The following is a 26,427-nucleotide window of genomic DNA, read 5'->3' as shown; positions in this document are numbered from 1 at the left end:
CTAGGCAGGTGCTCCACTAGGCTGAGCCAATGGGCACACAGAAGATCAAGGCCGTCATCCCCGCAGCAGGGCTGGGCACGCGATTCCTCCCCGCCACCAAGGCGATGCCGAAGGAGATGCTCCCCGTGGTGGACAAGCCCGCCATCCAGTACGTGGTGGAAGAAGCGGTCGGCGCGGGCATCGAGGACATCCTCGTCATCATCGGCCGCAACAAGAACGCCATCTCCAACCACTTCGACTCCGTGCCGGAGCTCGAGGTCAAGCTCATGGAGAAGGGCGACACGGGGCGCCTCGCGCGCGTCGTGCAGTCCAGCGACCTCGGCGACATCCACTTCGTCCGCCAGGGCGAGCCGAAGGGCCTCGGGCACGCGGTGCTGCGCGCCAGGGCTCACGTCGGCGACGCCTCCTTCGCCGTCCTCCTCGGCGACGACCTCATCGACGAGCGCGACCCGCTGCTCACCCGGATGATCGAGGTGCATGAGGCCACCGGTGCCGCCGTGATCGCGCTCATGGAGGTCGAGCCGTCCAGCATCCACCTCTACGGCGCCGCGGCCGTGCAGGCGACCGAGGACGACGACGTCGTCACCGTGACCGGCCTCGTCGAGAAGCCTGCTGCGGAGGATGCGCCGTCGAACCTCGCCGTGATCGGCCGCTACGTGCTGCCGGCGAGCATCTTCGAGATCCTGGAGCGCACGCAGCCGGGCAAGGGCGGCGAGATCCAGCTCACGGATGCTCTGCAGGAGCTCGCCGTCGGTGACGGCCCCGGCGTGGTCGGCGTCATCTTCGGCGGTCGCCGCTACGACACCGGCGACCGGGTCGACTACATCAAGGCGATCGTGCAGCTCGCATCCGACCGCGACGACCTCGGGCCGGACCTTCGCCCCTGGCTCAAGGAATTCGCCGCACGCCTCTGAGACCGCGCCGGAGCGTCATGGACCTGCTGAACGACTATCGTCACGGACCGGTGCAGCTGCGGCTGATCCGGTCGAGGGACGCGCGCCCGCTTCAGCACGAACTGCTCACGAACCGGTCCTGGTTGCAGCCGTGGGAGGCGACGATCCCGAACGGGGTCGCCTCCTTCGACATGCGCATGAGCATCCGGCGGCTGCTGCAGCAGTACCGCGACGGTGCCGGCTACCCCTTCGTGATGGAGTACGACGGCGAGATCGCCGGTCAGCTCAACATCTGGGGCGTCGCTCGCGGTTCGCTGTGCTCGGCGACGATCGGTTACTGGGTCAGTGAGAGGTTCGCGGGGCGGGGGATCACGCCGGCGGCCGTCGCACTGGCCACGGACGCGAGCTTCGCCGAGTTCGGGCTGCATCGGATGGAGATCTGCATCCGTCCGGAGAACGCGGCGAGCCTGCGGGTCGTCCAGAAACTGGGATTCCGGTACGAGGGGCTGCGGCGACGGTACATCCACATCGACGGCGACTGGCGCGACCACTACGCCTTCGCCCTCACGAGGGAGGATGTCCCGCGTGGTGTGCTGGCTCGTTGGGTGGATGGCGCAGTTCCCGCTCATGCGGCTGCCATTCCGCCGTCCGATCGCCTCTCGCTCTGATTCGCGGACGACACGCGTCCGGACTCCGGCGCCGGGGGCACGCGGTCCCTTACCGTTGACCCTATGAACGGGCCGGTGCTGAGCGGGGGAGTGATCGTCCTCGTCGCCGTGCTGCTGTGGATGCTCTATCTGCTGCCGACCTGGCGCGGGCGGCACCAGTTCTACGCTGCCGAGCGCAATGCCGTCCGGCTGAACCAGGCGCTGCGCGTTCTCGCAGAGACGAGCGAGACGCCAGACGAGGTGCGACTGGAGCTCACCGCCCGTACCGCGCTCGCCCAGCAGAAGCTCGCGAGGCGCGTGCAGTCCGAGCGGGAGGCCGCAGAACTCGCCCGTCTCAAGCAGGAGCTGGCGCAGGCCCAGGCGGACCCTGCCCTGAAGCAGGCGAGGGCGAGGCGACGGGTCAGGATCGTCGCGTTCTCCGTCGTGCTCATCGGGCTCTCCGTCGCCGGGGTCGGAGTCTGGCAGCTCGTGTCCGCCGGTGTTCAGGCGCTGGTGTGGACGGGGGCCGCGGTCGTCGTTGCCGGTGTCCTGGTCCTCTCCCGGATGGCTGTGGTGGCATCCAGGGCCGCTCGTCGCCCCGCCGTTGTCGTGATGGAGGCTCCTGTCGAGCGCGTCTCGCCCCCGTTGCACGATCAGGGTCCGGCATCCTGGACGCCTCGTCCGCTTCCGCAGCCGCTGGTCACGGTGGCGGGTTCGCGAGCCCAGATCGCACGGGCCGAGATCGACGCCGCGGAGCAGCTGCGCCGCGCCGAACGGCTCGCGGAGCTGCGCGAGCGTGCGGCGAGCATGGCGTCGGAGGAGCCGGTCCGGCTCGAGCCCGTGGCGCGTGCGGACTCGCCGTATGCACGGATGGGCTTCGTCGACGACGCGGAGATCGAGGACCACGTGCGCAGACTCCTCGCCAGCCGCGCGGCCGGCTGACCTCCTGCTGCCCGCCCACTCTCGCTTAGCCCCTCCGCCCCTCGCTCGCTGAGCCGGTCCGCTCTCGCTCGCTGAGCCTGTCGAAGCGCGCGATCCCGACGCTCCCGGACCCGCTCTGGCGATCGAGCCTTCCGGATCGTGATAGCCTTGCTGAGGTTCACGGGCCTATGGCGCAGTTGGTAGCGCGCCTCGTTCGCATCGAGGAGGTCAGGGGTTCGAATCCCCTTAGGTCCACCAGAGAAGCCCCCGATTCGTCGGGGGCTTCGTGCTTTCCGGAACGCGCATCATCGTACCGCCGTGCTTGAACAGGGTGGGGGTTCGGGCTTCTTCTACGCCCTGTAGAATTCTTTTCGTGAGCCGAGAGAGCATCGCCAACGACCCGTGGGTGATCGAAGCCGAGCGGGTGGCGAACGCCCCGGGCTTCCGTCGTCCTGATCTCTCCGCGGTCCCTCGCCGGGCCCTCTACCTGCTCGGTGTGCTCGCGGCATCCAGGGCGCTCGGTCTCGTCCTTGTCGCCGACTCCATCGCCCGCGGCATCGGCCTGCTCGCGGCGGGGGAGACGGATGCCGGCCGCATCCGCATCGTCCTGCTCCTCGGGCTGAGCGGCGCCGTCCTGCGCGCAGGATCGGAATGGGCATCGTCCATGCTCGCCCGCCGCATCGCGGGCGAGGTGAAGCTGTCGCTGCGCGCAGCGCTCTGGCGCAGGATCGTGGGAGGTGGATCGTCGGAGGGCGGCACAGCCGTGCTGGCGGCGGATGGGCTGGACGCGCTCGACGACTACTTCGTGCAGACCGTTCCTGCCGTGATCTCGGCGGCCGTGGTGCCGCTCCTCGTCGGTGCGCGGATCCTGGCGGCGGATTGGCTCAGCGCCGTCGTGATCGTGCTGACCGTGCCGCTGGTCCCGCTGTTCATGATCCTCATCGGCAAGCACACCCAGCAGCGCACGGATGCCGCGCTCTCTGCACTGAGCCGGCTCGCCGATCACCTCACCGAACTCGCCAGGGGGCTGCCGGTGCTCGTCGGCCTCGGACGCGCGACCGAGCAGGCTGCCGCCCTCGACGCCGTGCAGGGCAGGTATCGCGCGCGCACCGAGGAGACACTGCGCTGGGCCTTCCTCTCGGCTCTCGTGCTCGAGCTCACGGCGACGATCTCGGTGGCGATCGTCGCCGTCTTCCTGGGGCTGCGCCTCCTGAACGGGACGATCACCCTTGAGCCCGCGCTCCTCGCGCTCATCCTGGCGCCGGAGTGCTTCGCCGCTCTCCGCGAGGTGGGCTCGGCCTTCCATGCATCCCAGGACGGCCTCTCGGCGCTCGACCGCGCCCGGCGACTCCTGCGGCTCCCCCTCGCCGCAGACGGCAGGAGCACGAGCGCAGGCGTCGCGGATGCCGAGACGGTCCGCCTGGACGACGTGACGATCCGCTATGCCAGCCGCACCGGCAGCCCCGTGTCGACGCTGTCCGCCGAGCTGACCGGCATCACGGCGATCACGGGGCCCAGCGGTGCAGGGAAGTCCACCCTGCTCGCCGCGCTCGCAGGCGTGCTCCCTCCGGATGCCGAGATCACCGGACGCATCCATGGCATCAGCCGGGGTGTCGTCGCCTTCGCTCCGCAGGCGCCGCGGGCGTTCGCCGCGACGCCGCTGCAGGAGGTCGAGCTGTACGGGGGCGGGCAGGCGTCGCTCGACGAGCTCGGGCTCGGCGCGCTCGCGGACGCCTCCGTAGCGGAGCTCAGCCCCGGCGAGCAGCGCAGGCTCGCCGTCGCCCGCGCGCTCGCTCGAGTGGATGCCGGTGCGACGCTGCTCGTGCTGGATGAGCCGACCGCGCACCTCGACGCCGTGTCCGCCGATGCCGTGCGCGCAGCGATCCTGCGCCGCGCCGAACGGTGCACGGTCGTGCTGGCGAGCCATGAACCGGAGACGCTGGCCCTCGCGACCCATCGCGTGAGTGTCGGGAGCCCGGGGCGCGCGCCCGCCGAGGCCGCCGCGGCCGAGCCCGATGAGGTGGTCCCCGAGCGACACGCAGGCGCCACCAGCGGCGAAGGCGGGCAGGCTCCCCGTGCGCCCCTGGCGCACCGGCTCACCCTCCGTGCGCTGCTGCGGCCGCATCGGTGGATCTGGCTCGGCGCGGTCCTCCTCGCCGCCGTCGCTGCGGGCCTGGGCGCCGCGCTCACGGCGGTCTCGGGCTGGCTCATCGTGCGCGCGAGCGTCGAGGAGCACATCATGTACCTGCTCGTCGCCATCGTCGGCGTGCGCGCGTTCGGCATCGGACGAGCGGTCGGGCGCTACGCCGAGCGACTGGTCACCCACCGCGCCGCCTTCCTCGTCGCCGACGCGCTGCGGCTCCGTCTGTGGCGATCGATCGCCGAGCGCGGGGCGGGGTCGAGGCGGATGCTCGAGGGCGGCGCCCCGGTGGACTACCTCGTCACCCAGACCGACGATCTGCGCGACCAGTTGCCCAGGGTGCTCCCACCGATCGGCGCGGGAGTGCTCGTCCTGGCCGGAGCCGTGCTCACGACCGCGCTCGTGGCGCCGTCCCTCGCGCCGGTCGTCACCGCGGTGCTCCTCGTCGCTGTCGCCCTCGCCGTGGTGCTCGCCCTGGCATCCGAACGAGGATCCAGCGCGGCGCGCGTCGCCGCCCGTTCGGACATCGTCCGGGGCACGGCGGCGCTCGCCGATGCGGCGGACGATCTCCGTGGGAACGGCGTCGAGGAGGTCGCGCTCGACCGGCTGGACGCCGCCGCCCACCGACTCTCGCGGGCCGAGAACGGGGCTGCGTGGTCGGCGGGGCTGGGCGGCGCGGTCATCACCCTCGCCGCCGCAGCGCTGGCGGCCGTCGTCCCCGCGCTCGCGGGTGATCTTCCCGCGGAGTTCGCCTGCGTCGTCGCACTGCTCTCCCTCGCGATGATCGAGCCGTTGACCGGGCTGGTGTCCGCCGTGCACCGCATTCCCCTGCTGCGCGCGCTGCTGCGCCGCATCGACCCGGTCCTTCGCCCCGCGCCCCCGGTCCCCTGGGGAGACGGCGAGCCGGATGCCGCGGTGGCGGAGGTCGTCCTCGACGACGTGACCGTGCGCTACGCAGGAGCCGCCATGCCGGCGGTCGACGGGGTGACCGGAACTGCGCGTCGCGGACGCTGGCTCGTCCTCGACGGCCCCTCCGGGGCGGGCAAGTCCACCGTGCTCTCCGCGGTGATGGGCGCGCTGCCGATCGAGCGTGGCGAGGTCCGTGCCGACGGGTCGCCGATCACCGCGTTCACCGCGTCGAGCTGGCGCGGACGGGTCGCGTGGTGTCCGCAGGACGCCTACGTGTTCGACTCGACGCTCCGCGGCAACCTCCTTCTCGCCCGTACGCGGGAGGACGCCCCCGACGACGAGAGCATGCGTGACACTCTTCGGCGAGCCGGCCTCGGGCCTCTGCTCGCGACCCTCGCCGACGGGCTGGACACGAAGGTCGGGGCCGGCGGATCCGCGCTCTCCGGCGGTGAACGTCAGCGTCTCGCCGTCGCACGGGCGCTCATGACGAGGGCGGATGTCATCCTCCTCGATGAGCCGACCGCGCACCTCGACGAGCCGACGGCGGCTGCCATGATGGGCGATGTCCGCTCGGCCGTGCGCGAGCGCGTCGTGATGCTCGTCTCGCACAGGGCGGCCGATCGGATGCCTGATGATGCGGTCGTGTCGCTCCGGCCCTGAGCCGGGGCGGCGTCGGGTCAGGCCGCCAGTCGGCGGAACCGGTCGCTGACCCTCGTCGACCCGGAGACGACGCGTTCGGCGCCTGGCATCCCGCTCGCGCCGACGGCGAGGATCGCCCGCGCGAGCACCTCGTCGCGGACCTCGCGGCGGGCGTGGTCGTCGGCGAGCATCTCGACGAGGGCGGCGACCTCCGCCTCTGCCCTGGCCGCGATGGGGAACCACGGCAGCGCGGCGCGCCAGGCGCGGAAGGCGAGCTGGAGCAGGTCGTGCCGCTGCTCGACGTGGGCGCGCTCGTGAGCGATCACGGCGACGAGCTCATCGGCGTCGAGCCGGTCGAGCAGCCCCTGCGACAGCACGGTCACCGAGCGTGCGCCGTTCGGCAGGCAGTAGGCGACGGGGACGGCGTCGTCGAGCACCCGGGTGCGCGCCCTCGTGGGATGCGGGGAGGTGAGCATCTCCAGGAGGGCGAGGTGACGGTGCCGCTGGCGGGTCACCTGGACGATCGTCACCGCCAGGTGCGAGAGCAGGTAGATCGTGAAGGCGGCGGCGGGGATGGCGGCGAGCCAGGGATGCTGCGGGGCGATCGCGTAGCCGGCGAGCGCCAGCGCGCCGATCATCGAGAGCCCTCCAGCGAGGCCGATCGCCTGCCAGAGGAGGAGCGCGATCACCGGCATCCGCATGGGCCAGCCCGCGCGCGACAGTGCGACGGGAACCGGCCAGGCCAGGGCGAGCGCGATGAGGCCGAGCGCGATCGCGCCCCCGGCGACGACGCCGTGCGGGATCACGACGGCGCCGACGAGCGTCGGGTCGCTCAGGGCGGGCAGGGTGCGCATCCGCGTGGGTTCAGGCGGCGCCGTCGAGGAGCTGGCGGAGCACGGCGGCGTCCTCGGCGGACACGCCGCCGACGAAGCGCTCGAGCACGGCGGTGCGATCGCCGGCGCCGCCGAGCACGGAGTGCATCAGCTCGGCGGTGTGATCCGCCCGAGATGCGACCGCGGAGTACTGGTGCGGACGGGACGAGCGGTCGGGGGCGACGAAGCCCTTCTTCTCCAGGCGGGACAGCACGGTGAGGAGAGTGGTGATGGCGAGGGTGCGTCCGTGCGCCTCGAGCTCGTCCTTCACGTCGTAGGCGGTCACCGGCGTCTCAGCGTCCCAGATCGCGTCCATCACGGCGCGTTCGAGTTCCCCCAGCGTTCCCATTTCGACCTCCCGGCCGTCACCAGATTTTCACGGCCTTGAGACATTCTACCCCTTGTCGAATTTGTTCTATGCTCTGTCGAAGTAGTTCTACATGTCGTAGAATTTGAGCATCCCGTGATCACGGATCCGCGAAGGAGACCCGCCAGTGGACGTCCTCGACATCGCCAGATGGCAGTTCGGCATCACCACCGTCTACCACTTCCTGATGGTCCCGCTCACCCTCGGCCTCGGGATGTCCGTCGCCATCATGCAGTCCCGCTGGGTGCGCACCGGCGATGAGAAGTACCTGCGGATGACCAAGTTCTGGGGCAAGGTCTACCTGATCAACTTCATCGTCGGCGTCGCGACGGGTCTCGTGCAGGAGTTCCAGTTCGGGATGGCCTGGAGCGAGTACTCCCGCTTCGTCGGTGACGTCTTCGGTGCACCGCTCGCGCTCGAAGGCTTGCTCGCCTTCTTCGTCGAGTCGACCTTCCTCGGCATCTGGATCTTCGGCTGGGGGCGCCTGCGCAAGGGCCTGCATCTGGCGGCGCTGTGGTGCGCGGTGATCGGTTCGTGGATCTCGGCGTACTTCATCATCGTCGCGAACTCGTGGATGCAGCATCCTGTCGGCGTCGAGCTCGGCGCGGACGGACGACCGGTGATGACGGACGTCTGGGCCGTGCTCACGAACAACACCGCGATCGCCGCCTACATCCACACCGTCTTCGGCGCGCTCGTCGTCGCCGGCATGTTCCTCATCGGCATCTCCTGGTACCACCTGTGGCAGCGCCGCCGCGACGGCATCGACACGGTGGATGCGTCCGGTCGCGTCGTCGTCGGCGAGACGGATGCTGCGCCCGGCCGTGACCGCAAGGACCACGGCGTCTGGATCTGGTCGCTGCGCTTCGGCGCTGTGGTCGCCATCCTCGGGTTCGCCGGCACCGTCGCCAGCGGTGACATCCAGGGAAAGCTGATGTACGAGCAGCAGCCGATGAAGATGGCGGCGGCCGAGGCCGCGTGCCACACCGGCTCCGCGTTCTCGGTGCTCTCGCTCGGAGACCCAGGCTCGCGGGACTGCGCAGACGTCATCACCCTCATCGAGGTGCCAGGCGTCCTCGGCTTCCTCGGAACGGGGGAGTGGGGTGCGGAGATGCCAGGCATCAGCGATCTCGAGCCGCAGTACGTCGACCAGTACGGGGCGACCATCCCCGATGACGCGCTGTACGGCGACCGGGCCGGCAGCGAGGTGCAGTACGTGCCCGTGATGTGGGTCACCTACTGGGGATTCCGTCTCATGATCGGCCTGGGCGGCGTGGTCGCCGCGGGGGCGGTGGTGGCGCTCTGGCTCACCCGCAAGGGCACGGTGCCGCGTTCGCCGTGGATCATGCGGCTGGCGCTGCTGGGTATCATCGCGCCCTTCGCCGCCAACATCGCCGGATGGATCTTCACCGAGATGGGGCGTCAACCGTTCGTCGTCGCTCCCAACCCCGATGCCACGGGCGTCGACGGCGTGTTCATGTACACCGCCGCCGCCGTCTCGCCGGGAGTCACGGCGGGAGAGCTGCTGTTCTCCGTGATCACCCTGACGCTGGTGTACGCGGTGATGCTCGTCATCGAGCTGTTCCTCATGGTGAAGTACGTGCGCGGCGGTGTCGCGGCATCCATGCCGGAACTCGTCCATCATCCCGAGACCGATCCGGATGACCCGGACAAGCGCGACGACGTGCTCGCCTTCGCCTACTGAACCGACTGGAGAGGAACGACCATGGAACCGCTCGCCGTCTTCTGGTTCATCACGATCGCCGTGCTCTGGATCGGCTACCTGCTGCTCGAGGGCTTCGACCTCGGTGTGGGCATGCACATGATCTTCTCCACGCGTTCCGAGCGCGGACGGCGGGTGATGCTGAACACGATCGGCCCGGTCTGGGACGGGAACGAGGTCTGGCTCATCACCGCGGGAGCGGCGATGTTCGCGGCCTTCCCCGCCTGGTACGCGTCGCTGTTCTCGACGCTGTACATTCCGCTGACCATCGCGCTCGTCGGGCTGATCGTCCGCGCCGTGGGCATCGAATACCGCGGCAAGATTCACACGGAGCGCTGGCGGACGTTCTGGACGTGGATGATCGGTCTCGGATCGCTCATCGTCGCCTTCTGCATCGGCGCCGCCCTCGCCCTCACCTCGACCGGGCTGCCGATCGATGACAACGGCGACCGCGTCGGTGGACCGTTCGTCTGGCTCACGCTGCCCGCCGTGGTCGGCGGCCTGGCGGTCGTCGGCTTCGCGCTCGCGCATTCGGCGACCTTCCTCGGCCTGAAGGCCGATGGGGAGGTGCGAGAGCGTGCAGGGCGTTTCGCCGCCCGGTGGGCGCCGGTGCTCCTTCTGCCGGCGGCGATCTGGGCGATCTGGGTGCAGGTCGTGCACGGTGGAACCGTGCTCGCCTGGGCGTTCATCGCCCTGGCCCTGGTCGCCGCGGTGGTGGGCTGGGTCGCGGCGCGGTCCCGCCGTGAAGGCGTGGCCTTCGTGGGCTACGCCGGGTTCGGGCTCTTCGGTGCGGCGGCGATCTTCGCGGGGATGTTCCCGACGCTGCTGCCCTCGACGGTGGATGCGGCATACGACCTCACCATCGAGAACTCCGCGAACGGCGGATACACGCTCGGTGTGATGACCGTCGTGGTGGTGTGCGCGATGCCGGTGATCCTCGCCTATCAGGCGTGGAGCTATTGGATCTTCCGCAAGCGGGTCACGCCCGGCATGATCCCCGATGCGCACATCGTGCTGCCCGCGGTGCTCAGGGCTCGCTGAGTTCGTATATAACTACGAAATAACTCTTGACAACTATTGTTCATCTGTTCGATAATGAAGCATGTCAACGTTCGCCGAACCGCCTCGAGAGGTCGATGACGCGCTGAGCGTGCTCGCGCTCTCGTCGCGGCATCTGGCGTCGATCGAGGGCCGGAGGGTGCGCGTTCTGGCCGACCGCTTCGACGTTCTGCTGCGCGAGGACCCCTTCGGCTCGCGCTATCACGACATGGCCGTGCGCTCGCTGGCGGCGGAGGTCGCGGCGGCGGGTCTCGTCTCGCCTGCGGTGGCGGAGGGGATGCTGCACAGGGCTCACACGATCGCCAGGGTGTACCCCGGCGTGCTCGTCGCGCTGGAGGAGGGGCGGATCACTCTGCGTCATGCCGAGGTCATCGCGAATGCCGGTGCTGTGCTCGTCGACACGACCCAGACGGATCGGGCGGAGTTCGCGGAGCGAGCGCTGGAGATCGCGCTGGCCGAGCCGGCCGGACGCACCGAGATCCGGGTCAAGATGCTCGCCGCGGACATCGCGGCGTTCGACGTCGTCGAGCGGCATCGGCGCGCGAAGGCCTTCCACCGGGTCAGGGTCTTCACCGATAGCGATGGTCTCGGCGTGCTGGAGGTCACCGGTCCCGAGGTGCTCGTGCGAGCGGCGTTCGACCGCGCCACGGAGATGGCGAAGACGATCATCGCGGGTCGTGACCCCGGCGACGAGGACGAGCGGACGCTCGACCAGGTGCGCACGGATGTCGTGCTCGCCCTGCTCGTCGCGGGTGGGGCGGAGCACATGATCGGCACCCCGGCCGAGGCGATCCGTGCGAGCGTTCAGGTCACGATCGCGGCGCCCACTCTCGCAGGGGAGGACGACCGGATGGGGGAGATCGACGGAGCGGGCCCCGTGGTTCCGGAGCTGGTCAGAGAGCTCGCGGCCGAAGAGACGGTGTGGTCACGCTTGTTCCTCGATCCCGCGGGCATGATCATCGCAGTGGACTCCTACTCTCCGACCGAGTCGATGAAGAGGTTCCTCCGGGCGCGAGATCGGCATTGTCGGTTCCCCGGATGCGTGAGACCGGCGAGACGATGTCAGATCGACCACAACCTCGACCACGCGAAGGGCGGGAAGACAGAGACGTCGAATCTGGCGTGCTTCTGCGTGAAGCATCACACCCTCAAGCATCCGGACGTGCAGGACAGACATCGATGGGGAGTCCGACAGCTCGACGGCGGTGTCATCGAATGGACGAGCCCGTCGGGGAGAGTGCACCTCGATCACCCCGAGCCGCGGGTGGGGTTCGTCTGAGGGCAGGGGTGTCGCGGCGGGGCGCGTTCAGCTTCCTCCGCCGTCGTTCGCCTCGCGATAGCGATCGTCGTCGGGGTCGAAGCTCATCGGGTGATCGGGGTCCGGGATCACGTGCGCCGCTCCGTCTGCTCCGGTCAGGACGAGAACCGCTGACCCGGGCAGCGGCACCCTGGTCGGCGTCGCGGCCATCGCCGCAAGAAGAGTTCGCGGCGCGGGGTCCTCCGCTCTGCGGTATTCGATCTCCACGCGACGGAATCGAGGGCGGCCCAGTTCGGTGCCCGATCGGGAATCGACGAACTGGATGACCCCCGGCGACCGCTCGCCGGTGGTCATCAGCCTCTCGATGGCCCTCGCGCGGGCGCGAACCCGTGCGACACGGAGCGGAATCGACAGCCCGATGCACGCGGCGAGGACGAGGCCAGCCAGCGCCAGCACCGCCGCTGCCATCGCGGGCAGCAGCAGGACCGAGCCGAGCATGAGGCCGAGCCCCGCGGCGACGATGCAGAGACGGAACCCGATCGAATTCTCGCGGAACGCGGCACGCGCTCGTCCGTTCGTCTGCCAGACGGCGAACATCATCACGACGACGCTCAGGATCAGGGCAGGAAGGCGCCACGGCATCTCCGCCCGCTCGACGATCGCGGCGGGGAACCAGACCGAGGGAAGCAGTGCCGTCGGCAAGGACAGGAAGAAGATCGCTCCCCAGGCGACGACGGCGAGAGCGGTGACGGCGATCAGCCGGCCGTCGAATCTCCCCACGTCCGTGTCCGGAAGGATGACGACCGGGTCTCGACGAGTGACGCGCACGGAGAAGACCGGCTGGTCGCTCCTCCAGAGCTCGTCTTCCCGGATCATGTCACCCCAGGATAAGCGTCGCCGCCAGCAGGACGGGAACACATCCGATCGTGGTGATGAAGACGGTGTCCCGCGAGATCGTCTCGCCGATGTCGTAGCGCTGCGAGTAGTTGAAGACGTTCTGCGCGGTCGGCAGCGCCGCCAGCACCACGACGATCAGCACTTCGTGCGCGGAGAGCCCGAAGACGAACTGGGCCACGGCCCACGCGATCACCGGCATCGCCAGCAGCTTCAGGCATGAGGCGAGCAGCACGTCCCTGCGATGCCCTGACGCACCGAGCACCCGCTGGCCGTAGAGCGAGATGCCGTAGCTGATGAGCAGCACGGGCACGCAGGCGTTCGCGAGCAGAACGGCGGGTTCCATGACGATCGGCGGCAGCTCGATGTCGAGCACTGATACGAGGGTTCCGAGGACCGAACCGAGGATGATCGGGTTCGAGATCGTCCGCAGCAGCGTCTTGCCGAACGACGTGCGCCCCCGCGTCACCGTGTCGAGGATCGTCAGGGAGATCGGTGTGAAGACGAGGAGCTGCATGAGGATCACCGGCGCGGGGTACGCGGCGCTGCCGAGCAGGTACAGCGACAGCGGGATGCCGATGTTGTTCGAGTTGACCTGACCCGCCGACAGGGCCCCGATGACGGTCTCGCCGATCGGACGGCGCCACGCGAAGCGGGCGATCAGCGCGTATCCGACGATGACCGCGACCGCAGCGATCGCCGAGACGGGCAGCAGCGCGGAGAACAGCACCCTCGCATCGGCCTGAGCGAGCACGGTGAACAGCAGGAAGGGCGACAGCACGAAGAACGTGAGCCTGCCGAGGACGTGCCTGGCGCCCGAGCCGAGCAGATCGATGCGGCCGATGACGTAGCCGACGGCGATCGCGAGCCCCACCACGGCGAATCCGGTGAGAGTCTCGAGCACCCTTCGAGCGTAGCGCTCCGGTCAGGCGCTGCGGATCGGGATGCGCACCGTCGCGACGCTACCCGAGCCCTCGACCGAACGCAGCGAGACGTGGCCGCCGTGCCTGGCGACCACGGTCGCCACCAGCGTCAGCCCCAACCCGGACCCCGCGACGTCCCTCGCGTTCGCCGCGCGCGCCAGCTCGTCGAAGACGGCGGGCAGATCGGATGCCGGGATGCCGCGCCCCGAGTCGGCGACCTCGATGACCGCCCACCCGGACTCCTCGCGCAGCCGCACCTCGATGGGGCCGTGCTGCGAGTACTTGGCCGCGTTGCCGAGCAGGTTGTCGATGACGAGGGAGAGCAGATCGAGGTCGGCGAGCACGGGCGGCACGGGCCACGGCACCCGGGTGGCATCGAGCCTGATCCGCCGGCCGGCATCCGGATCCTGTTGGGCGATCGCCGTGATCGCCTCCTGCAGCAGGGACTCCAGCACGACCTGCTCCCGCTCGAGCGGCCGGGTCTCGAGCTCGGCGAGCTTGCGCAGATCCCGGACGAGGATGCTGAGCCGTCGAGCCTGGTCGTCGACCGTCGCCCACTCCGGAGTATCGGTGCCCGCCGCCGCGGCCGTCGCCCTGATCGCGGTGAGCGGGTTCTTCAGCTCGTGGTCGAGTCTGGCGAGGAAGCGGCGGTGGTTCTCGCGCTCGGCGGCGACGCCCTGGGAGCGCAGCTCCTCGTCGCGCGCAGCGCGCCTGGCCCGCGCGCTCCTGCGCAGCACGATGCCCCCGAGCACCGCGCTCACGGCGAGTCCGGCGATCACGAACACGGCCGGCAGCGCCAGCGATATCTGCAGCATCCGACGCTCGCCCGCGAGGGCGAAGGCTCCGGCGATGGGACCGCCGAGCACGAGCGGGGCGGCGATCATCGCTCCGATGCCGATCCGGCGCCCGGCGCTCATGCGGAGACCACGTTCGCGACGAACCGATAGCCGAGGCCCTGCGCGGTGTCGATGTACCTCGGCGCGGCCGCGTCGTCGCCGAGCGCCTGTCGCAGCTCGCGGATCCGGTGATCGACGGCACGGCTCGATGTCGCGAAGTCGAAGCCCCAGAGGCCGGCGAGCAGCCGATCCCTGCTGTGCACCTCCTGCGGATGCGTCATCAGGAACTCGAGCAGGGTGAGCGCCTTGGGCGTCAGCCCGAGCTCGCGCTCGGACAGCCAGGCCCGGCGGGACGTCCGGTCGAGGACCAGCTCGTCTGCGCGCAGCCTGCTCGCGCTCGGCAGCGTGTGACCGGCGGACGCTCGGCGCAGCACGGCGCGGATGCGGGAGAGCAGCTCCTGCGGATCGAACGGCTTGTTGAGGTAGTCGTCGGCGCCCTCGTCGAGTGCGGCGCTGCGCTCCCACGACTCGCCCACCTGCGTGAGGAGGATGACGGGGAGCCAGAGGTCGCGCTCGCGCAGCCGCCGCACGAACTCCCGGCCGTCCATGTGGGGCATGAGGACGTCGCTGACGACGAGGTCGGGGACCTCTCGCGCCACCTCGTCGAGCCCCGCTCTGCCGTCGGCGGCGATCCGCACGGCATAGCCGCTGCGCTCCAGGAATGCGCTCAGCGCGCCGGTGATCGCCTTGTCGTCGTCGACGAGCAGCACGCGGGGCCGGTCCGAGGTCACGGGATCATCCTGCCGTGAGGACGTTGCCCGCGCCGGTCTCGTTCACCTGCGGAGCCGACCCCGTCCAGTACACGACGTTCCCCGAACCGGAGACGTTCAGCGCGCTGACGGAGTCGACGTACACGAAACCGGCGTCGCCGTAGACGTCCAACGTGACGACGTCGCCCGCGACGACGGCTCCGCCGTCCATCTGCACGACGAGATGCTCGCAGACGCCCTCCACGGCGACGAACTGCGCGTCCATGGTGTCGCCGAGCACGAGCTCGCCGGAGCACGTGACGGTCTTGGTCGCCGCGGCGAGCGTGTCCGCGCGGGCGCTGCCCACCTCCTCGCTCCAGGTCGAGTCGTCCGTGGCGGGGACGGGGTCGTCCAGCGCGTCCTCCGGGGCCTCAGCGGTCTCCTGGGTGGTCGGCTGCGAGCTCTCCTCGACCACGGGGGACGCGCTCGAGGGCGGTTCGGTCACGGTGACGGCGCAGCCCGTCAGTGCAAGCAGGAGCGCGGCGGTCGCCGTCAGTGCGGTGGTGCGATGCATGGTGTCTTTCCTCCGGGTCGTGGACGTCGAGGTCGTGGACGTTCTGATCGTGGACGTTCGGTCTCAGAGCGTCGCGGGGATGAAGATCTCGACGCGGCGATTGAGCTGGCGCCCCGCAGGGTTGTCCGCGCCGTCGATCTCGTTGGCCGCGACCGGGCGCGACTCGCCGTAGCCCTCCGCGGTGAGCGTCGTCGTCACGCCGGCCTTCTGCAGAGCATCCACCACCGAGGACGCGCGCTGCTCGGACAGGGTCTGGTTGTACGCATCCGAGCCGATCGCGTCGGTGTGGCCGGAGACGACCGCCGCGGGAACCTCGTAGGAGTTCAGCGCCTCGGCGACGGTCTTCAGCGTCTCGGCGGCGTCTGCTCGGATGTCGCTCTTGTCGAAATCGAACAGCACGCCGTCGGCGAAGGTGATCACCGTGCCGCACGACTCGATGGGCTGCAGCGCGGCCAGTGGCGGGAAGACACCGAGAGGAGCGACCGCGGCGATCGGCTCCATCTCGACGTCCGTGCCGTTCACTGTGCCGGTTCCATCGCCGTAGTTGTGGATCTCGACGTCGGCGTCGAGGTAGTCGCCGGATCCGTCGCCGTAGTTGTTGATCTCTGTCGTGCCGTCCTCGTAGCTGCCCGATCCATCGCCGTAGTTGTGGATCTGCACCGCGCCCGCCGTGTAATCGCCTGAACCGTCGCCGTAGATGTGCACCTCCATGGACGCGTCGCTGTAGCTGCCCGATCCGTCGCCGTAGTTCTGGATGCTGACCGTGCCGTCGTCGTAGCTGCCCGATCCATCGCCGTAGTTCTCGACCGTCACCCCGTTCAGCGTGAAGCTGCCCGATCCGTCGCCGTAGTTGCTGATCTCGCCGTCGGCGCCCGTGTAGTTGCCCGATCCGTCGCCGTAGAGCGTTGCGCTTCCCGATCCGGCGACGACGGTGCCGGACTCGTCGCAGTGCGCGGCGGTCACCGTCACGCCGGGGATCGCTGCGAAATCGTCGCGGACATCGATCGTGAACCCGTCGGCCGAGGCATCGAGGAGGGCGAGGTCGGGGAGCGTGAACAGGGGAACCGCGGGGAACTCGCCGACGGCATAGCCCGCCACGACGGCCATGGACGGCGCGGCGTCCGCCGTCGCCTGCGGGGACGTGCTCGCGCTCGGAACCGGCGTCGCCGCTTCTGCCGCGCAGCCGGCGAGGAGGATCACGGACAGGGCGCCGACGAGGGCGATGGCTCCTGGATGCGCTTTCGTGCTCATGATTCGAGCGTATCGACCGCTCGTCGCACCGCCGTCGCGACGGTGTCGCAGTTCAGCGACATGTCATCGATGGAGCCTCCGCTGCAGTTCTGCGGCGGTGCCGAGCACGGCGGAGGCGGCATCCTCCTCGGCGGGACCCGCATCGGCCGACCAGGTCACCGCGACGGCCGCGATCGGCCACCCTGCAGCATCCGTCACCGCTGCCGCGACCGAGCGGAACCCCTCCGTGACTTCGCCGTCCTCGCGGGCGTGACCGCGCTCGCGGGCCTGCCGGAGCAGCTCGCGCAGTTCGGAGGGGCGGGTCGGTCCGCTGCCCGTGCGCTCGGTGAAGGCAGAGGCGTCCGGATACAGGGCGCGCACCTGCTCGCGGGGGAGAGCAGCGAGCATCGCCCTGCCCGTGGCGGTGAGGTGGGCGGGCAGGCGGACGCCGACGTCCGTCACGAGCGCGGGGCGGCGCGCGGCGCGCTCCTCGACGATGTAGAGCACGTCCCGTCCCGTCATCACGGCCAGGTGCGCGCTTTCGCCGATGCGGTCGGCGAGGGACGCGAGCAGGGGCCGCCCGAGGCGGGCGAGCGGCTCCTGTCTGGCGTAGCCGCCGGCCAGCTCGAACGCCGAGGTGCCGAGGCCCCAGCGCCGCTCCTGGGCGAGGTGCACGACGAAGCCGTGCTGCTCGAGTGCGGCAAGCAGGTGGTAGACGCTGGAGCGGGGGATGCCGAGATCGCGGGCGAGCGCGGATGCCGCGACGGGGCCCGCCCGCCGGGCGAGGTGACGGAGGATGCGCAGCGTCTGATCGGCGGCCGGCACCTGGGGTGAGCGGTGCGCGCGTTCCTCGTTCGCTGAGCCTGTCGAAGCGAAGTCATGCGGGTGTTCTTGCTCGTTCGCTGAGCCTGTCGAAGCGCTGCGGTGCGTGTGTTCTTCGTTCGCTGAGCCTGTCGAAGCGAAGTCGTGCGAGTGTTCTTGCTCGCTCGCTGAGCCTGTCGAAGCGAAGTCGTGCGGGTGTTCTTGCTTGCTCGCTGAGCCTGTCGAAGCGAAGTCATGCGCGTGTTCGTCTGGGATCACAGACAGATGATCGCACAACCCCCTGCCGCGGGTGTGCTCGCCGGTGTGGAATCGGGAGCATGAACGCGCAGGTGACCGTCGGAGCAGCCCCCCTCACGATCGACGACGTGGTGGCGGTCGCCAGGCACGGCGCCACCGTCGTCCTCGACTCCTCGGCTCTCGATCGCGTCTCGGCGACGAGGGCCGTTGTCGACGCGCTCGCCGCAGACCCCAACCCGCACTACGGGGTCTCGACCGGATTCGGTGCGCTGGCGACGACCTTCATCGCCGCGGATCGTCGCCGGCAGCTGCAAGCGAGTCTCATCCGCTCGCACGCCGCCGGCACCGGCACCGAGGTCGAGCGGGAGGTCGTTCGCGGCCTGCACCTGCTGCGCCTGCAGACCCTCGTCTCGGGTCGCACCGGGGTCCGCCCTGTCGTCGCCGAGACGTATGCTGCCATGCTGAACGCGGGGATCACCCCCATCGTGCGGGAGTACGGCTCGCTCGGATGCTCGGGCGACCTGGCGCCACTCGCGCACATCGCGCTCGCGGCGATGGGCGAGGGCGAAGTGCGCACCGCCGACGGTGCGCTCGCCGCAGCATCCGACGCCCTCGCCGCTGCGGGCATCGCGCCCCTCGTCCTGGAGGAGAAGGAGGGGCTCGCGCTCATCAACGGCACCGACGGGATGCTGGCCATGCTCGCGCTCGCCCTGCACGATCTCGAGACGCTCCTCGTCACCGCCGACCTCGCCGCCGCGATCTCCGTGGAGAGCCAGCTCGGCACCGATGCGGTCTTCGCCGCCGACCTCATGGCGCTGCGCCCGCAGCGCGGCCAGACGGAGTCGGCCTCGAACCTGCGCGCCTTCCTCGCCGGCTCTCCGATCGTGGCGAGCCACCGCGGCCCGGAAGACGGCCGCGTCCAGGACGCCTATTCGCTGCGCTGCTCGCCCCAGGTGCACGGCGCGGCCCGCGACACCATGGAGCACGCCGCGACGATCGCGACGCGAGAACTGGCCAGCGTCATCGACAACCCCGTGATCACGCTCGACGGGCGGATCGAGTCCAACGGCAACTTCCACGGAGCCCCGGTCGCCGCCGTCCTCGACTTCCTGGCGATCTCGGTGGCCGATGTCGCCGGCATCTCCGAGCGGCGCACCGACCGCGCGCTCGATCCGGCGCGCAACCGCGACCTGCCGCCGTTCCTGGCCCACGAGGCCGGAGTCGACTCCGGGCTCATGATCGCGCAGTACGCGGCCGCGGGGATCGTCGCAGAGCTCAAGCGGCTCGCCGTGCCGGCATCCGTCGACTCCATCCCGTCCTCCGCCATGCAGGAGGACCACGTCTCGATGGGATGGGCGGCGGCGCGCAAGCTCCGGCGTGCCCTGGACGGGCTCGCCAGGGTGCTGGCGATCGAGATCCTCACCGGGACGCGTGCCCTCGACCTGCGCGCGCCTCTGCAACCGGGGCCGTCGACCGGAGCCGTCCGCACCCTGGTGCGCACCGTGGCCGCAGGGCCCGGCCCCGACCGCTTCCTCTCGCCAGAGATGGAGGCCGTCACCGAGCTCGTCCGAACGGGCGCCGTCGCCCGCACCGCACAGGAGGTCATCGCATGAAAAGGCAGATCAGAGCGCCACGTGGCGCGGAGCGCACCGCGAAGAGCTGGGGCGCGGAGGCCGCAAAGCGGATGCTGATGAACAATCTCGACGCCGAGGTCGCCGAGCATCCGGAGGACCTCGTCGTCTACGGCGGCACCGGCCGCGCGGCGCGCAGCTGGGAGGCGTATGACGCGATCGTGCGCACCCTCGACGAACTGGAGCCGGATGAGACGCTGCTCGTGCAGTCCGGAAAGCCCGTCGGCGTCTTCCGCACGCACGAGTGGGCGCCGCGCGTGCTCATCGCGAACTCGAACCTCGTCGGCGACTGGGCGACCTGGCCGGAGTTCCGCCGCCTCGAGGCGCTGGGGCTCACCATGTACGGCCAGATGACCGCCGGATCATGGATCTACATCGGCACGCAGGGGATCCTCCAGGGCACCTACGAGACCTTCGCCGCGGTCGCCCGCTCGCTCGGTCGCGACTCGCTGGCGGGAACCCTGACGCTCACGGCCGGTGCGGGTGGGATGGGCGGCGCGCAGCCGCTCGCGGTGACGATGAACGGGGGTGCCGTGCTCATCGTCGACGTCGACGAGTCCCGGCTGGCACGCCGGGTGGAGCACGGGTATCTTGACCAGTACACGACCGACCTCGAGGCGGCGGTCTCCCGCGTCCTCGTCGCCAAGGACGCGGGCGAGGCGGTATCGATGGGGGTTGTGGGCAACGCGGCCGACGTCTTCCCCGATCTGCTGCGCCGAGGCGTCCCGATCGACATCGTCACGGACCAGACCAGCGCGCACGATCCGCTCGCGTACCTGCCCTCCGAGGTGCCGTTCGAGTCGTGGAAGGACGAGGCCGCGGGCGACCCTGCGGGGTTCACCGAGCGAGCACGCGCCTCGATGGCCAGGCACGTCGAGGCGATGGTCGGCTTCCAGGAGGCAGGCGCCGCGGTGTTCGACTACGGCAATTCCCTCAGGGCCGAGGCGCAGTTGGGCGGCTTCGAGAACGCTTTCGCCTTCCCCGGATTCGTCCCCGCGTACATCCGCCCGCAGTTCGAGGAGGGCAGAGGGCCATTCCGGTGGGCTGCCCTCTCCGGAGACCCGGAGGACATCGCCAAGACGGACCGTGCCATCGCCGAGCTCTTCCCAGAGGACACCGCACTGCACCGTTGGCTGGCGCAGGCGGGGGAGAAGGTGCACTTCGAGGGGCTGCCGGCCCGTATCTGCTGGCTCGGGTATCAGGAGCGCCACCTCGCCGGTCTGAAGTTCAACGAGATGGTGGCGTCCGGGGAGCTGAAGGCGCCGATCGTGATCGGGCGCGACCACCTCGACGCCGGATCCGTGGCGAGCCCCTACCGCGAGACCGAGGCCATGAAGGACGGCTCGGACGCGATCGCGGACTGGCCGCTGCTGAACGCGCTCCTGAACACGGCGTCGGGCGCGAGCTGGGTCTCGCTGCACCACGGCGGCGGCGTCGGCATCGGCCGTTCGATCCATGCCGGTCAGGTCACGGTCGCCGATGGCACGCCGCTCGCCGCGGAGAAGCTCGCCAGGGTGCTCACGAACGATCCGGGCACCGGCGTCATGCGTCACGTGGATGCCGGTTACGAGCACGCCCGCGAGATCGCCCGCGAGCGCGGTCTGAAGGTGCCGATGCCATGAGCATCCTCCTCACGAACATCGGCGAGCTGACCACCAACACGGATGCCGGGACGCTCTCCGACGCCGCCGTGCTCATCGACGACGGCCGCATCGTCTGGGCCGGTCAGGCGGTCGATGCGCCGGATGCCGCAGAGGTCATCGACGCCGAGGGGCGCGCCGTCATCCCCGGCTTCGTCGACAGCCACAGCCACCTCGTCTTCGCCGGTGACCGTGCGGCCGAGTTCGAGGCGCGGATGGCGGGGCAGCCCTATGCCGCCGGAGGCATCCGCTCCACGGTCGCCGCGACCCGCGCTGCGACGGACGACGAGCTGCGCATGAGGATGCGCCGGTTGAGGGACGAGATGCTGGCCCAGGGCACCACGACGATCGAGGTGAAGAGCGGGTACGGGCTCACCGTCGTCGACGAGCACCGCCTGGTGCGCCTCGCCGCCGAGATCACCCCCGAGGTGACGTTCCTCGGGGCGCACGTCGTCCCCGCGGAGTACGCCGACGACCCTGACGCCTACGTCGATCTCGTCACCGGGCCGATGCTCGAGGCCTGCGCCCCGCACGCCCGCTGGATCGACGTGTTCTGCGAGACCGGCGCCTTCACGCCGGCGCAGAGCCGTAGGGTGCTCGAGGCGGGCATCGCACGCGGCCTCGCCCCGCGCGTGCACGCGAGCCAGCTCGGCCTGGGGGAGGGCATCTCCCTCGCCGTCGAGCTCGGCGCGGCATCCGTGGACCACGGCACGTACCTCACCGACGACGACATCGCGCTGCTCGCGGCATCGGAGACCGTGCTCACCCTGCTCCCCGGCGTGGAGTTCTCCACGCGTCAGCCCTACCCCGACGCCCGTCGCCTCATCGACGCCGGCGTGAGCGTCGCGATCGCGTGCGACACGAACCCCGGCTCCAGCTTCACCAGCTCCATGCCGTTCTGCATCGCCGTCGCGGTGCGCGACATGGGGATGACGCCGGCCGAGGCGGTTCGCGCGGCGACGCTCGGCGGCGCCATGGCGCTGCGCAGGGACGACATCGGTCGGATCGTGGAGGGTGCGCGCGCCGACCTCGTGCTGCTCGACGCGCCCACCCTGGTGCACCTGGCCTACCGGCCGGGTGTTCCGCTGGTCGCAGGCGTGTGGAAGGACGGGGTCAGAGCGTGCTGACGCATCCTGGGGTCGTCAGCGTGCGAGCCGGATCCCGGACGAACGAGCCGAGTGCCGGTGTGTCGGATGCTCGACACGCTGTACACGACGTTGCGGGTCCGGGATTCGGCTCAGTGCATCAGCGCATCCGCGCATCGGCGCAGCTCAGATGACGCCCTGGGCGATCATCGCGTCGGCGACGCGCTCGAAGCCGGCGATGTTGGCGCCCGCGACGTAGTCGCCGGGGCGGCCGTAGCGCTCGGCGGCGTCGAAGGCGGCGCTGTGGATGTCGGACATGATCTGGCGCAGCTTGCGCTCGCTGTCCTCGAAGGCCCAGCGCTGACGTGAGGCGTTCTGGCTCATCTCCAGGGCAGAGGTCGCAACGCCGCCGGCGTTCGCGGCCTTGCCCGGCGCGAAGAGCACACCGGCCGACTGGAAGGCCTCGACGGCCTCGGGGGTGCAGGGCATGTTCGCGCCCTCTGAGACGGCGCGGACGCCGTTCGCGATGAGCGCCTGCGCATCGGCGAGGCCCAGCTCGTTCTGCGTCGCGGACGGGACCGCGATGTCGACGGGGACCTCCCAGACGCTGCCGCCCTCGGCGAAACGCGCGCTCGGACGACGGTTCGCGTACTCGACGATGCGGCCGCGCTCGACCTCCTTGATCTGACGCAGCAGATCGAGATCGATGCCGGCGTCGTCGACGACGTAGCCGGAGGAATCGGATGCCGTGACCGCGGTCGCGCCGAGCTGGGTCGCCTTCTGGATCGCATAGATCGCGACGTTTCCGGAACCGGAGACCGCGACGCGCTTGCCGTCGAGGGACTCGTTCTTGACGGCGAGCATCTCCTCGGCGAAGAAGACCGCACCGTAGCCGGTCGCCTCGGTGCGCACCTCGGCGCCGCCCCAGGCCGTTCCCTTGCCGGTGAACATGCCGGACTCGTGGCGGTTGGTGATCTTGCGGTAGGTGCCGAACAGGTAGCCGATCTCGCGGCCGCCGACGCCGATGTCTCCGGCGGGGACGTCGGTGTGCTCACCGAGGTGACGCCACAGCTCGCTCATGAACGACTGGCAGAAGCGCATGATCTCGGCGTCGGAGCGCCCGTGCGGGTCGAAGTCGCTGCCGCCCTTCGCGCCGCCGATGCCCTGACCGGTGAGAGCGTTCTTGAAGATCTGCTCGAAGCCGAGGAACTTGATGATCGACAGGTTCACCGAGGGGTGGAAGCGCAGGCCGCCCTTGTACGGCCCGAGCACGGAGGAGAACTGGATGCGGTAGCCGCGGTTCACCTGCAGGCGTCCTGCGTCGTCGACCCACGGCACGCGGAACATGATCTGGCGCTCCGGCTCCACCACGCGCTCGAGGATCCCGGCGTCCACGTACTCCGGACGCGCCTCGAGCACGGGCGCGATGGATCCGAGCACCTCGTGCACGGCCTGCTGGAACTCCTGCTCGTGCGGGCTGCGGCCCTGCACGGCTTCGAAGACGGGCTGGACGGCAGCGGGGAGCGGGTGGAGCGAGAGGGTTTCGGACACGCGAGAACGGCTTTCTGAAGCAGGATGCGGGGGAGGCGATCGTGTCGCGGGAGAGGGGGCGCGCCGGATCGGCGCGATTCCCCACTCTACGCGAATGTTTCCGGCAGGTTACACGCCGGGGATCACCCGGTGTTCTGCAGGCCGGCCGCGACGCCCGAGACGCTGAGCAGCAGGAGTCGCTGCTGTTCGGCATCCGCTCCAGAACCCGTCGGCTCCTCCGAGCGCAGCGCCCGGAGTGCGCGCAGCTGGAGCAGCGACAGGGCGTCGACGTAGGGGCTGCGCAGCTGCACAGCCCGCTGCAGTACGGGCTTGTTCTCCAGCAGGCCGTTGCCGCCGGTCAGGCGGATCACCCACTCGCGGGTCAGCGTCAGTTCGTCGAGCACGAGCTGGGCCAGGTCGTCGCGGTCGCCGAGAGCCAGGTAGCGGCGCGCGATGCGCTCATCCGTCTTCGCCAGGCTCATCGCGACGTTGTCGATCATGGTGCGAAGCAGCGGCCACTCGCGGTACGCCTCCGCCAGAAGGGCCTCGTCGCCGACGGCCTCCAGTGCGGTGCCGAGGCCGAACCAGCCGGCCAGGTTGATGCGGGCCTGCGTCCACGCGAACACCCACGGGATCGCGCGGAGATCCTCCAGCGACTCCACGGAGAGTCCGCGGCGAGCCGGGCGGGAGCCCAGCGCCAGCAGGCCGATCTCCTCGAGCGGGGTCACGGTGGCGAACCAGGGCGCGAATCCCTCGGACTTCACCAGCGAGAAGAAGCGCTCACGGGAGGCGGCGTCCATGATCCTGGCGACATCGGCGAACCGGGCGGCCGCGCCGCTGGTGCGCTCCTCGACCGTCGGCGAGGACGCCAGCAGCGTCGCCGCGGCGACCTGGTCGATGTGCCGCATCGCGATCGCGGGCTCGCCATAGCGGGCGAAGATGACCTCGCCCTGCTCAGTGAGCTTGAACCGGCCGTCCACGGAGTGCGGCGGCTGGGCGAGGATCGCCGAGTTCGCGGGGCCGCCGCCGCGGCCGAGCGCGCCGCCGCGACCGTGGAACAGCGTCAGCTCGATGCCGGCATCCACCGCCCACTGGGCGATCTTCTGCTGCGCCTCGTAGAGCGCGAGGTTCGCGGCGACCGGGCCGACGTCCTTCGAGGAGTCCGAGTACCCGAGCATGACCTCGAGGCGGTTGCCGGTCGCGGCCATCCGCGCGCGGAACTCGGGGAAGGTCACGACCTCGGCGAGGATCGCCGGCGCCGCCTGGAGGTCTGCGAACGTCTCGAACAGCGGCACGACATCCAGCACGGGTGCATCGTCGCCGAGTGCGTAGCGGGCGAGCCGGTGCACGTTCGCGAGGTCCTCGGCGGACTGCGTGAAGGAGACCACGTAACGGCCTGCCGCATTCGGACCGTACGAGCGCTGGATCTCGGCGACGGCGCGGAACACCTCGAGGACCTCGGTGGTCTTCTCGCTCGGCTCCGCTCCTGCGTCTAGCTCGGCGAGCGCCTGCCGGTGCACCTGCGAGTGCTGGCGCACCTCGAGCTCGGTGAGGTGGAAGCCGTAGGTCTGCACCTGCCAGATGAGGTGCTGCACGCCGCCGAAGGCGTGCCGTCGCGCGCCTGCGGCGATGAGGGAGTCCTGCACGGTGCGCAGATCGGAGAGCAGCTCGTCGGGGTGGCCGTATCCGCCTGCGGCGCCGGTGCGCTTCGCCGCGACGCGGCGTGCGAACAGCAGGAGCAGGCGGCGGTGCGGCTCGCCGGGGGAGCGGGCGGAGATCGCGGTCGCCCCTTCGGCGTCTGTGGCGGCGAACGACTCCCAGAGTGCGGCGGCCGCCGGGGAGGCAGGAGTGCCCTCCGCGTCGAGCGTCAGGGTGCGGCCGATGCGGGTGAGCGCGCGCTCGAGCCCCTGCAGGACGTGGTCGGAGGCGATCTGCGCCGCCTCGCGGGTGACGGATGCCGTGACGAAGGGGTTTCCGTCGCGGTCGCCGCCGACCCAGGAGCCGACCCGCACGAAGGGCGGCAACACGGGGGCGCTGGCACCGGAGTCGTCGCCGCGCAGGGCGTCGTCGATGCGCCGGTAGACGTGCGGGACGGTGGTGAACAGCGTCTCGTCGAAGACGCTCATGACGGTTCGCACCTCGTCGACGGGGGTCGGCTTCTCTGCGCGAAGCGGCGCGGTGCGCCAGAGGGTGTCGATCTCTTCGAGCATCCGGCGGCGTGCGCGGCGCTCCTCCGCGCCGCCCTCGCTCGCGGCGTCGTGCTGGGTCAGCAGGTCGGAGAGGCGCCGGATGCTCGTGGACACGGCGCGGCGGCGGGCCTCGGTGGGGTGCGCGGTGAAGACCGGGTGGAAGCGGAGCCCCGCCAGGCGTCGCTGCGCCTCGTCATCGCCGACCTCTCGGCGCAGCTGCGCGAAGGCCGTGGCGACGGTGTCGGTGGCGTCCTCCCTGCCCGGCTGGCCTGCACGCTCGCGGAGCACGCGCACGCGCTGATGCTCCTCGGCGAGGTTCACCAGGTGGAAGTACGCGGTGAAGGCGCGGGCCACCTCGTCAGCGCGGGCGATGGTGAAGGAGTCGGCGATGGCGGCGGCGCGCTCGAAGGCCTCGAGGCTGTCCTCGTCGTAGGCCTGGATCGTCGCCAGGCGCAGGCGCTCGACATCCTCGAACAGGCCTGGCGTGCCGGACTCGCGCAGCACCTGGCCGAGCAGGGCGCCGAGCATGCGGACATCGGCGCGCATCGCCTCGGGGATGCCCTGGCCCGCTTCGAAGCGGCCGATGACGCGAATGGCTTCCGTGGGTGTGGGCTCGGGGGTCATGATTCGAGCGTATCCCGGTGCGCGGAGTGCTCCTG

The 26,427-nt window shown here is 70.4% G+C and carries 21 protein-coding genes and 1 tRNA gene; 11 read left to right on the top strand and 11 right to left on the bottom strand.

Translation table 11 applies throughout. From position 1 onward, the window contains the following. Positions 1-29 precede the first annotated feature (29 nt). From galU to cydC, 5 genes are all read left to right on the top strand, one after another. The gene (gene galU, locus ACWGJP_RS15275; RefSeq protein WP_452330654.1) at positions 30-914 is read left to right on the top strand and encodes a UTP--glucose-1-phosphate uridylyltransferase GalU; all 885 of its coding nucleotides are present in this window, start codon (positions 30-32) and stop codon (positions 912-914) included. 17 nt (positions 915-931) lie between these two features. Further along, on the top strand, positions 932-1,561 hold the full coding sequence (locus ACWGJP_RS15270) for a GNAT family N-acetyltransferase (protein WP_452330653.1): 630 nt from the start codon (positions 932-934) through the stop codon (positions 1,559-1,561). 63 nt (positions 1,562-1,624) lie between these two features. After that, positions 1,625-2,482: a hypothetical protein gene (locus ACWGJP_RS15265; RefSeq protein WP_452330652.1), complete on the top strand. Its 858-nt coding sequence runs from the start codon at positions 1,625-1,627 to the stop codon at positions 2,480-2,482. Positions 2,483-2,643: 161 nt separating this feature from the next. Continuing rightward, a tRNA-Ala gene (locus tag ACWGJP_RS15260) sits at positions 2,644-2,719 on the top strand. Between the two features lie 115 nt (positions 2,720-2,834). Then, a complete protein-coding gene (gene cydC / locus ACWGJP_RS15255; protein ID WP_452330651.1) occupies positions 2,835-6,170 on the top strand; it encodes a thiol reductant ABC exporter subunit CydC in 3,336 nt (1,111 codons plus the stop codon). Positions 6,171-6,187: 17 nt separating this feature from the next. On the opposite strand, the gene ACWGJP_RS15250 is transcribed toward cydC, so the two are convergent. Together ACWGJP_RS15250 and ACWGJP_RS15245 are read right to left on the bottom strand one after the other, a co-directional pair. Then, positions 6,188-7,003 carry a M56 family metallopeptidase gene (locus tag ACWGJP_RS15250; RefSeq protein ID WP_452330650.1) on the bottom strand — a complete coding sequence of 272 codons (816 nt, stop codon included), beginning with the start codon at positions 7,001-7,003 and terminating at the stop codon, positions 6,188-6,190. Positions 7,004-7,013: 10 nt separating this feature from the next. Continuing rightward, positions 7,014-7,370, bottom strand: a complete 357-nt coding sequence (locus ACWGJP_RS15245; RefSeq protein WP_452330649.1) for a BlaI/MecI/CopY family transcriptional regulator — start codon at positions 7,368-7,370, stop codon at positions 7,014-7,016. Positions 7,371-7,515: 145 nt separating this feature from the next. On the opposite strand from ACWGJP_RS15245, the gene ACWGJP_RS15240 reads away from it, so the two are divergent. The 3 genes from ACWGJP_RS15240 (at position 7,516) to ACWGJP_RS15230 (ending at position 11,449) form a co-directional block, all read left to right on the top strand. Next, positions 7,516-9,093 (top strand): cytochrome ubiquinol oxidase subunit I, encoded by a 1,578-nt coding sequence (locus ACWGJP_RS15240; RefSeq protein ID WP_452330648.1) that lies wholly within the window; start codon positions 7,516-7,518, stop codon positions 9,091-9,093. Positions 9,094-9,114: 21 nt separating this feature from the next. Beyond that, complete coding sequence (gene cydB / locus ACWGJP_RS15235) at positions 9,115-10,152, top strand: cytochrome d ubiquinol oxidase subunit II (RefSeq protein WP_452330647.1); 1,038 nt, start codon at positions 9,115-9,117, stop codon at positions 10,150-10,152. Between the two features lie 61 nt (positions 10,153-10,213). Then, a complete protein-coding gene (locus ACWGJP_RS15230) occupies positions 10,214-11,449 on the top strand; it encodes a DUF222 domain-containing protein (protein ID WP_452330646.1) in 1,236 nt (411 codons plus the stop codon). A gap of 27 nt (positions 11,450-11,476) precedes the next feature. Here the strand turns inward: ACWGJP_RS15230 and ACWGJP_RS15225 are convergent, their stop codons facing one another. The 7 genes from ACWGJP_RS15225 to ACWGJP_RS15195 form a co-directional block, all read right to left on the bottom strand. After that, the gene (locus ACWGJP_RS15225; protein WP_452330645.1) at positions 11,477-12,304 is read right to left on the bottom strand and encodes a hypothetical protein; all 828 of its coding nucleotides are present in this window, start codon (positions 12,302-12,304) and stop codon (positions 11,477-11,479) included. 1 nt (position 12,305) lies between these two features. Then, complete coding sequence (locus tag ACWGJP_RS15220; RefSeq protein ID WP_452330644.1) at positions 12,306-13,226, bottom strand: AEC family transporter; 921 nt, start codon at positions 13,224-13,226, stop codon at positions 12,306-12,308. A 21-nt stretch (positions 13,227-13,247) separates the two neighbouring features. Then, entirely contained in the window at positions 13,248-14,162 is a 915-nt protein-coding gene (locus tag ACWGJP_RS15215) for a sensor histidine kinase (RefSeq protein ID WP_452330643.1), read from the bottom strand. After that, on the bottom strand, positions 14,159-14,872 hold the full coding sequence (locus ACWGJP_RS15210) for a response regulator transcription factor (RefSeq protein ID WP_452330642.1): 714 nt from the start codon (positions 14,870-14,872) through the stop codon (positions 14,159-14,161). The genes ACWGJP_RS15215 and ACWGJP_RS15210 overlap by 4 nt, the downstream gene beginning before the upstream one ends. A gap of 4 nt (positions 14,873-14,876) precedes the next feature. Beyond that, positions 14,877-15,404 carry a DUF3060 domain-containing protein gene (locus tag ACWGJP_RS15205; RefSeq protein WP_452330641.1) on the bottom strand — a complete coding sequence of 176 codons (528 nt, stop codon included), beginning with the start codon at positions 15,402-15,404 and terminating at the stop codon, positions 14,877-14,879. 63 nt (positions 15,405-15,467) lie between these two features. Next, positions 15,468-16,655 (bottom strand): OmpA family protein, encoded by a 1,188-nt coding sequence (locus ACWGJP_RS15200; protein ID WP_452330640.1) that lies wholly within the window; start codon positions 16,653-16,655, stop codon positions 15,468-15,470. A gap of 63 nt (positions 16,656-16,718) precedes the next feature. Further along, a complete protein-coding gene (locus ACWGJP_RS15195) occupies positions 16,719-17,459 on the bottom strand; it encodes an IclR family transcriptional regulator (protein WP_452330639.1) in 741 nt (246 codons plus the stop codon). A gap of 314 nt (positions 17,460-17,773) precedes the next feature. Here ACWGJP_RS15195 and hutH point away from each other — a divergent pair, with 314 nt between their 5' ends. From hutH to hutI, 3 genes are read left to right on the top strand one after another with little or no spacing between them, the layout of a single operon-like run. Continuing rightward, positions 17,774-19,306 carry a histidine ammonia-lyase gene (hutH, locus tag ACWGJP_RS15190; RefSeq protein ID WP_452330638.1) on the top strand — a complete coding sequence of 511 codons (1,533 nt, stop codon included), beginning with the start codon at positions 17,774-17,776 and terminating at the stop codon, positions 19,304-19,306. Continuing rightward, entirely contained in the window at positions 19,303-20,946 is a 1,644-nt protein-coding gene (hutU, locus tag ACWGJP_RS15185) for a urocanate hydratase (RefSeq protein ID WP_452330637.1), read from the top strand. The genes hutH and hutU overlap by 4 nt, the downstream gene beginning before the upstream one ends. After that, positions 20,943-22,091 (top strand): imidazolonepropionase, encoded by a 1,149-nt coding sequence (hutI, locus tag ACWGJP_RS15180; RefSeq protein WP_452330636.1) that lies wholly within the window; start codon positions 20,943-20,945, stop codon positions 22,089-22,091. The genes hutU and hutI overlap by 4 nt, the downstream gene beginning before the upstream one ends. Positions 22,092-22,235: 144 nt before the next feature. Here hutI and gdhA read toward each other — a convergent pair whose 3' ends face one another. Next, positions 22,236-23,540, bottom strand: a complete 1,305-nt coding sequence (gene gdhA / locus ACWGJP_RS15175) for an NADP-specific glutamate dehydrogenase (RefSeq protein ID WP_452330849.1) — start codon at positions 23,538-23,540, stop codon at positions 22,236-22,238. Positions 23,541-23,722: 182 nt separating this feature from the next. Further along, the gene (locus tag ACWGJP_RS15170) at positions 23,723-26,392 is read right to left on the bottom strand and encodes a phosphoenolpyruvate carboxylase (RefSeq protein ID WP_452330635.1); all 2,670 of its coding nucleotides are present in this window, start codon (positions 26,390-26,392) and stop codon (positions 23,723-23,725) included. Between the last annotated feature and the right edge of the window lie 35 nt (positions 26,393-26,427).

The sequence above is a fragment of the Microbacterium sp. NPDC055903 genome, assembly GCF_053615555.1.
This window is presented reverse-complemented; position numbering and strand designations above follow the sequence as displayed.

Coding starts and splice junctions, on each gene's coding strand:
- galU (WP_452330654.1), top strand. CDS start 30: ATGGGCACACAGAAGATCAAGGCCGTCATCCCCGCAGCAGGGCTGGGC.
- ACWGJP_RS15270 (WP_452330653.1), top strand. CDS start 932: ATGGACCTGCTGAACGACTATCGTCACGGACCGGTGCAGCTGCGGCTG.
- ACWGJP_RS15265 (WP_452330652.1), top strand. CDS start 1,625: ATGAACGGGCCGGTGCTGAGCGGGGGAGTGATCGTCCTCGTCGCCGTG.
- ACWGJP_RS15250 (WP_452330650.1), bottom strand. CDS start 7,003: ATGCGCACCCTGCCCGCCCTGAGCGACCCGACGCTCGTCGGCGCCGTC.
- ACWGJP_RS15245 (WP_452330649.1), bottom strand. CDS start 7,370: ATGGGAACGCTGGGGGAACTCGAACGCGCCGTGATGGACGCGATCTGG.
- cydB (WP_452330647.1), top strand. CDS start 9,115: ATGGAACCGCTCGCCGTCTTCTGGTTCATCACGATCGCCGTGCTCTGG.
- ACWGJP_RS15230 (WP_452330646.1), top strand. CDS start 10,214: ATGTCAACGTTCGCCGAACCGCCTCGAGAGGTCGATGACGCGCTGAGC.
- ACWGJP_RS15225 (WP_452330645.1), bottom strand. CDS start 12,304: ATGATCCGGGAAGACGAGCTCTGGAGGAGCGACCAGCCGGTCTTCTCC.
- ACWGJP_RS15215 (WP_452330643.1), bottom strand. CDS start 14,162: ATGAGCGCCGGGCGCCGGATCGGCATCGGAGCGATGATCGCCGCCCCG.
- ACWGJP_RS15205 (WP_452330641.1), bottom strand. CDS start 15,404: ATGCATCGCACCACCGCACTGACGGCGACCGCCGCGCTCCTGCTTGCA.
- ACWGJP_RS15200 (WP_452330640.1), bottom strand. CDS start 16,655: ATGAGCACGAAAGCGCATCCAGGAGCCATCGCCCTCGTCGGCGCCCTG.
- hutH (WP_452330638.1), top strand. CDS start 17,774: ATGAACGCGCAGGTGACCGTCGGAGCAGCCCCCCTCACGATCGACGAC.
- hutU (WP_452330637.1), top strand. CDS start 19,303: ATGAAAAGGCAGATCAGAGCGCCACGTGGCGCGGAGCGCACCGCGAAG.
- hutI (WP_452330636.1), top strand. CDS start 20,943: ATGAGCATCCTCCTCACGAACATCGGCGAGCTGACCACCAACACGGAT.
- ACWGJP_RS15170 (WP_452330635.1), bottom strand. CDS start 26,392: ATGACCCCCGAGCCCACACCCACGGAAGCCATTCGCGTCATCGGCCGC.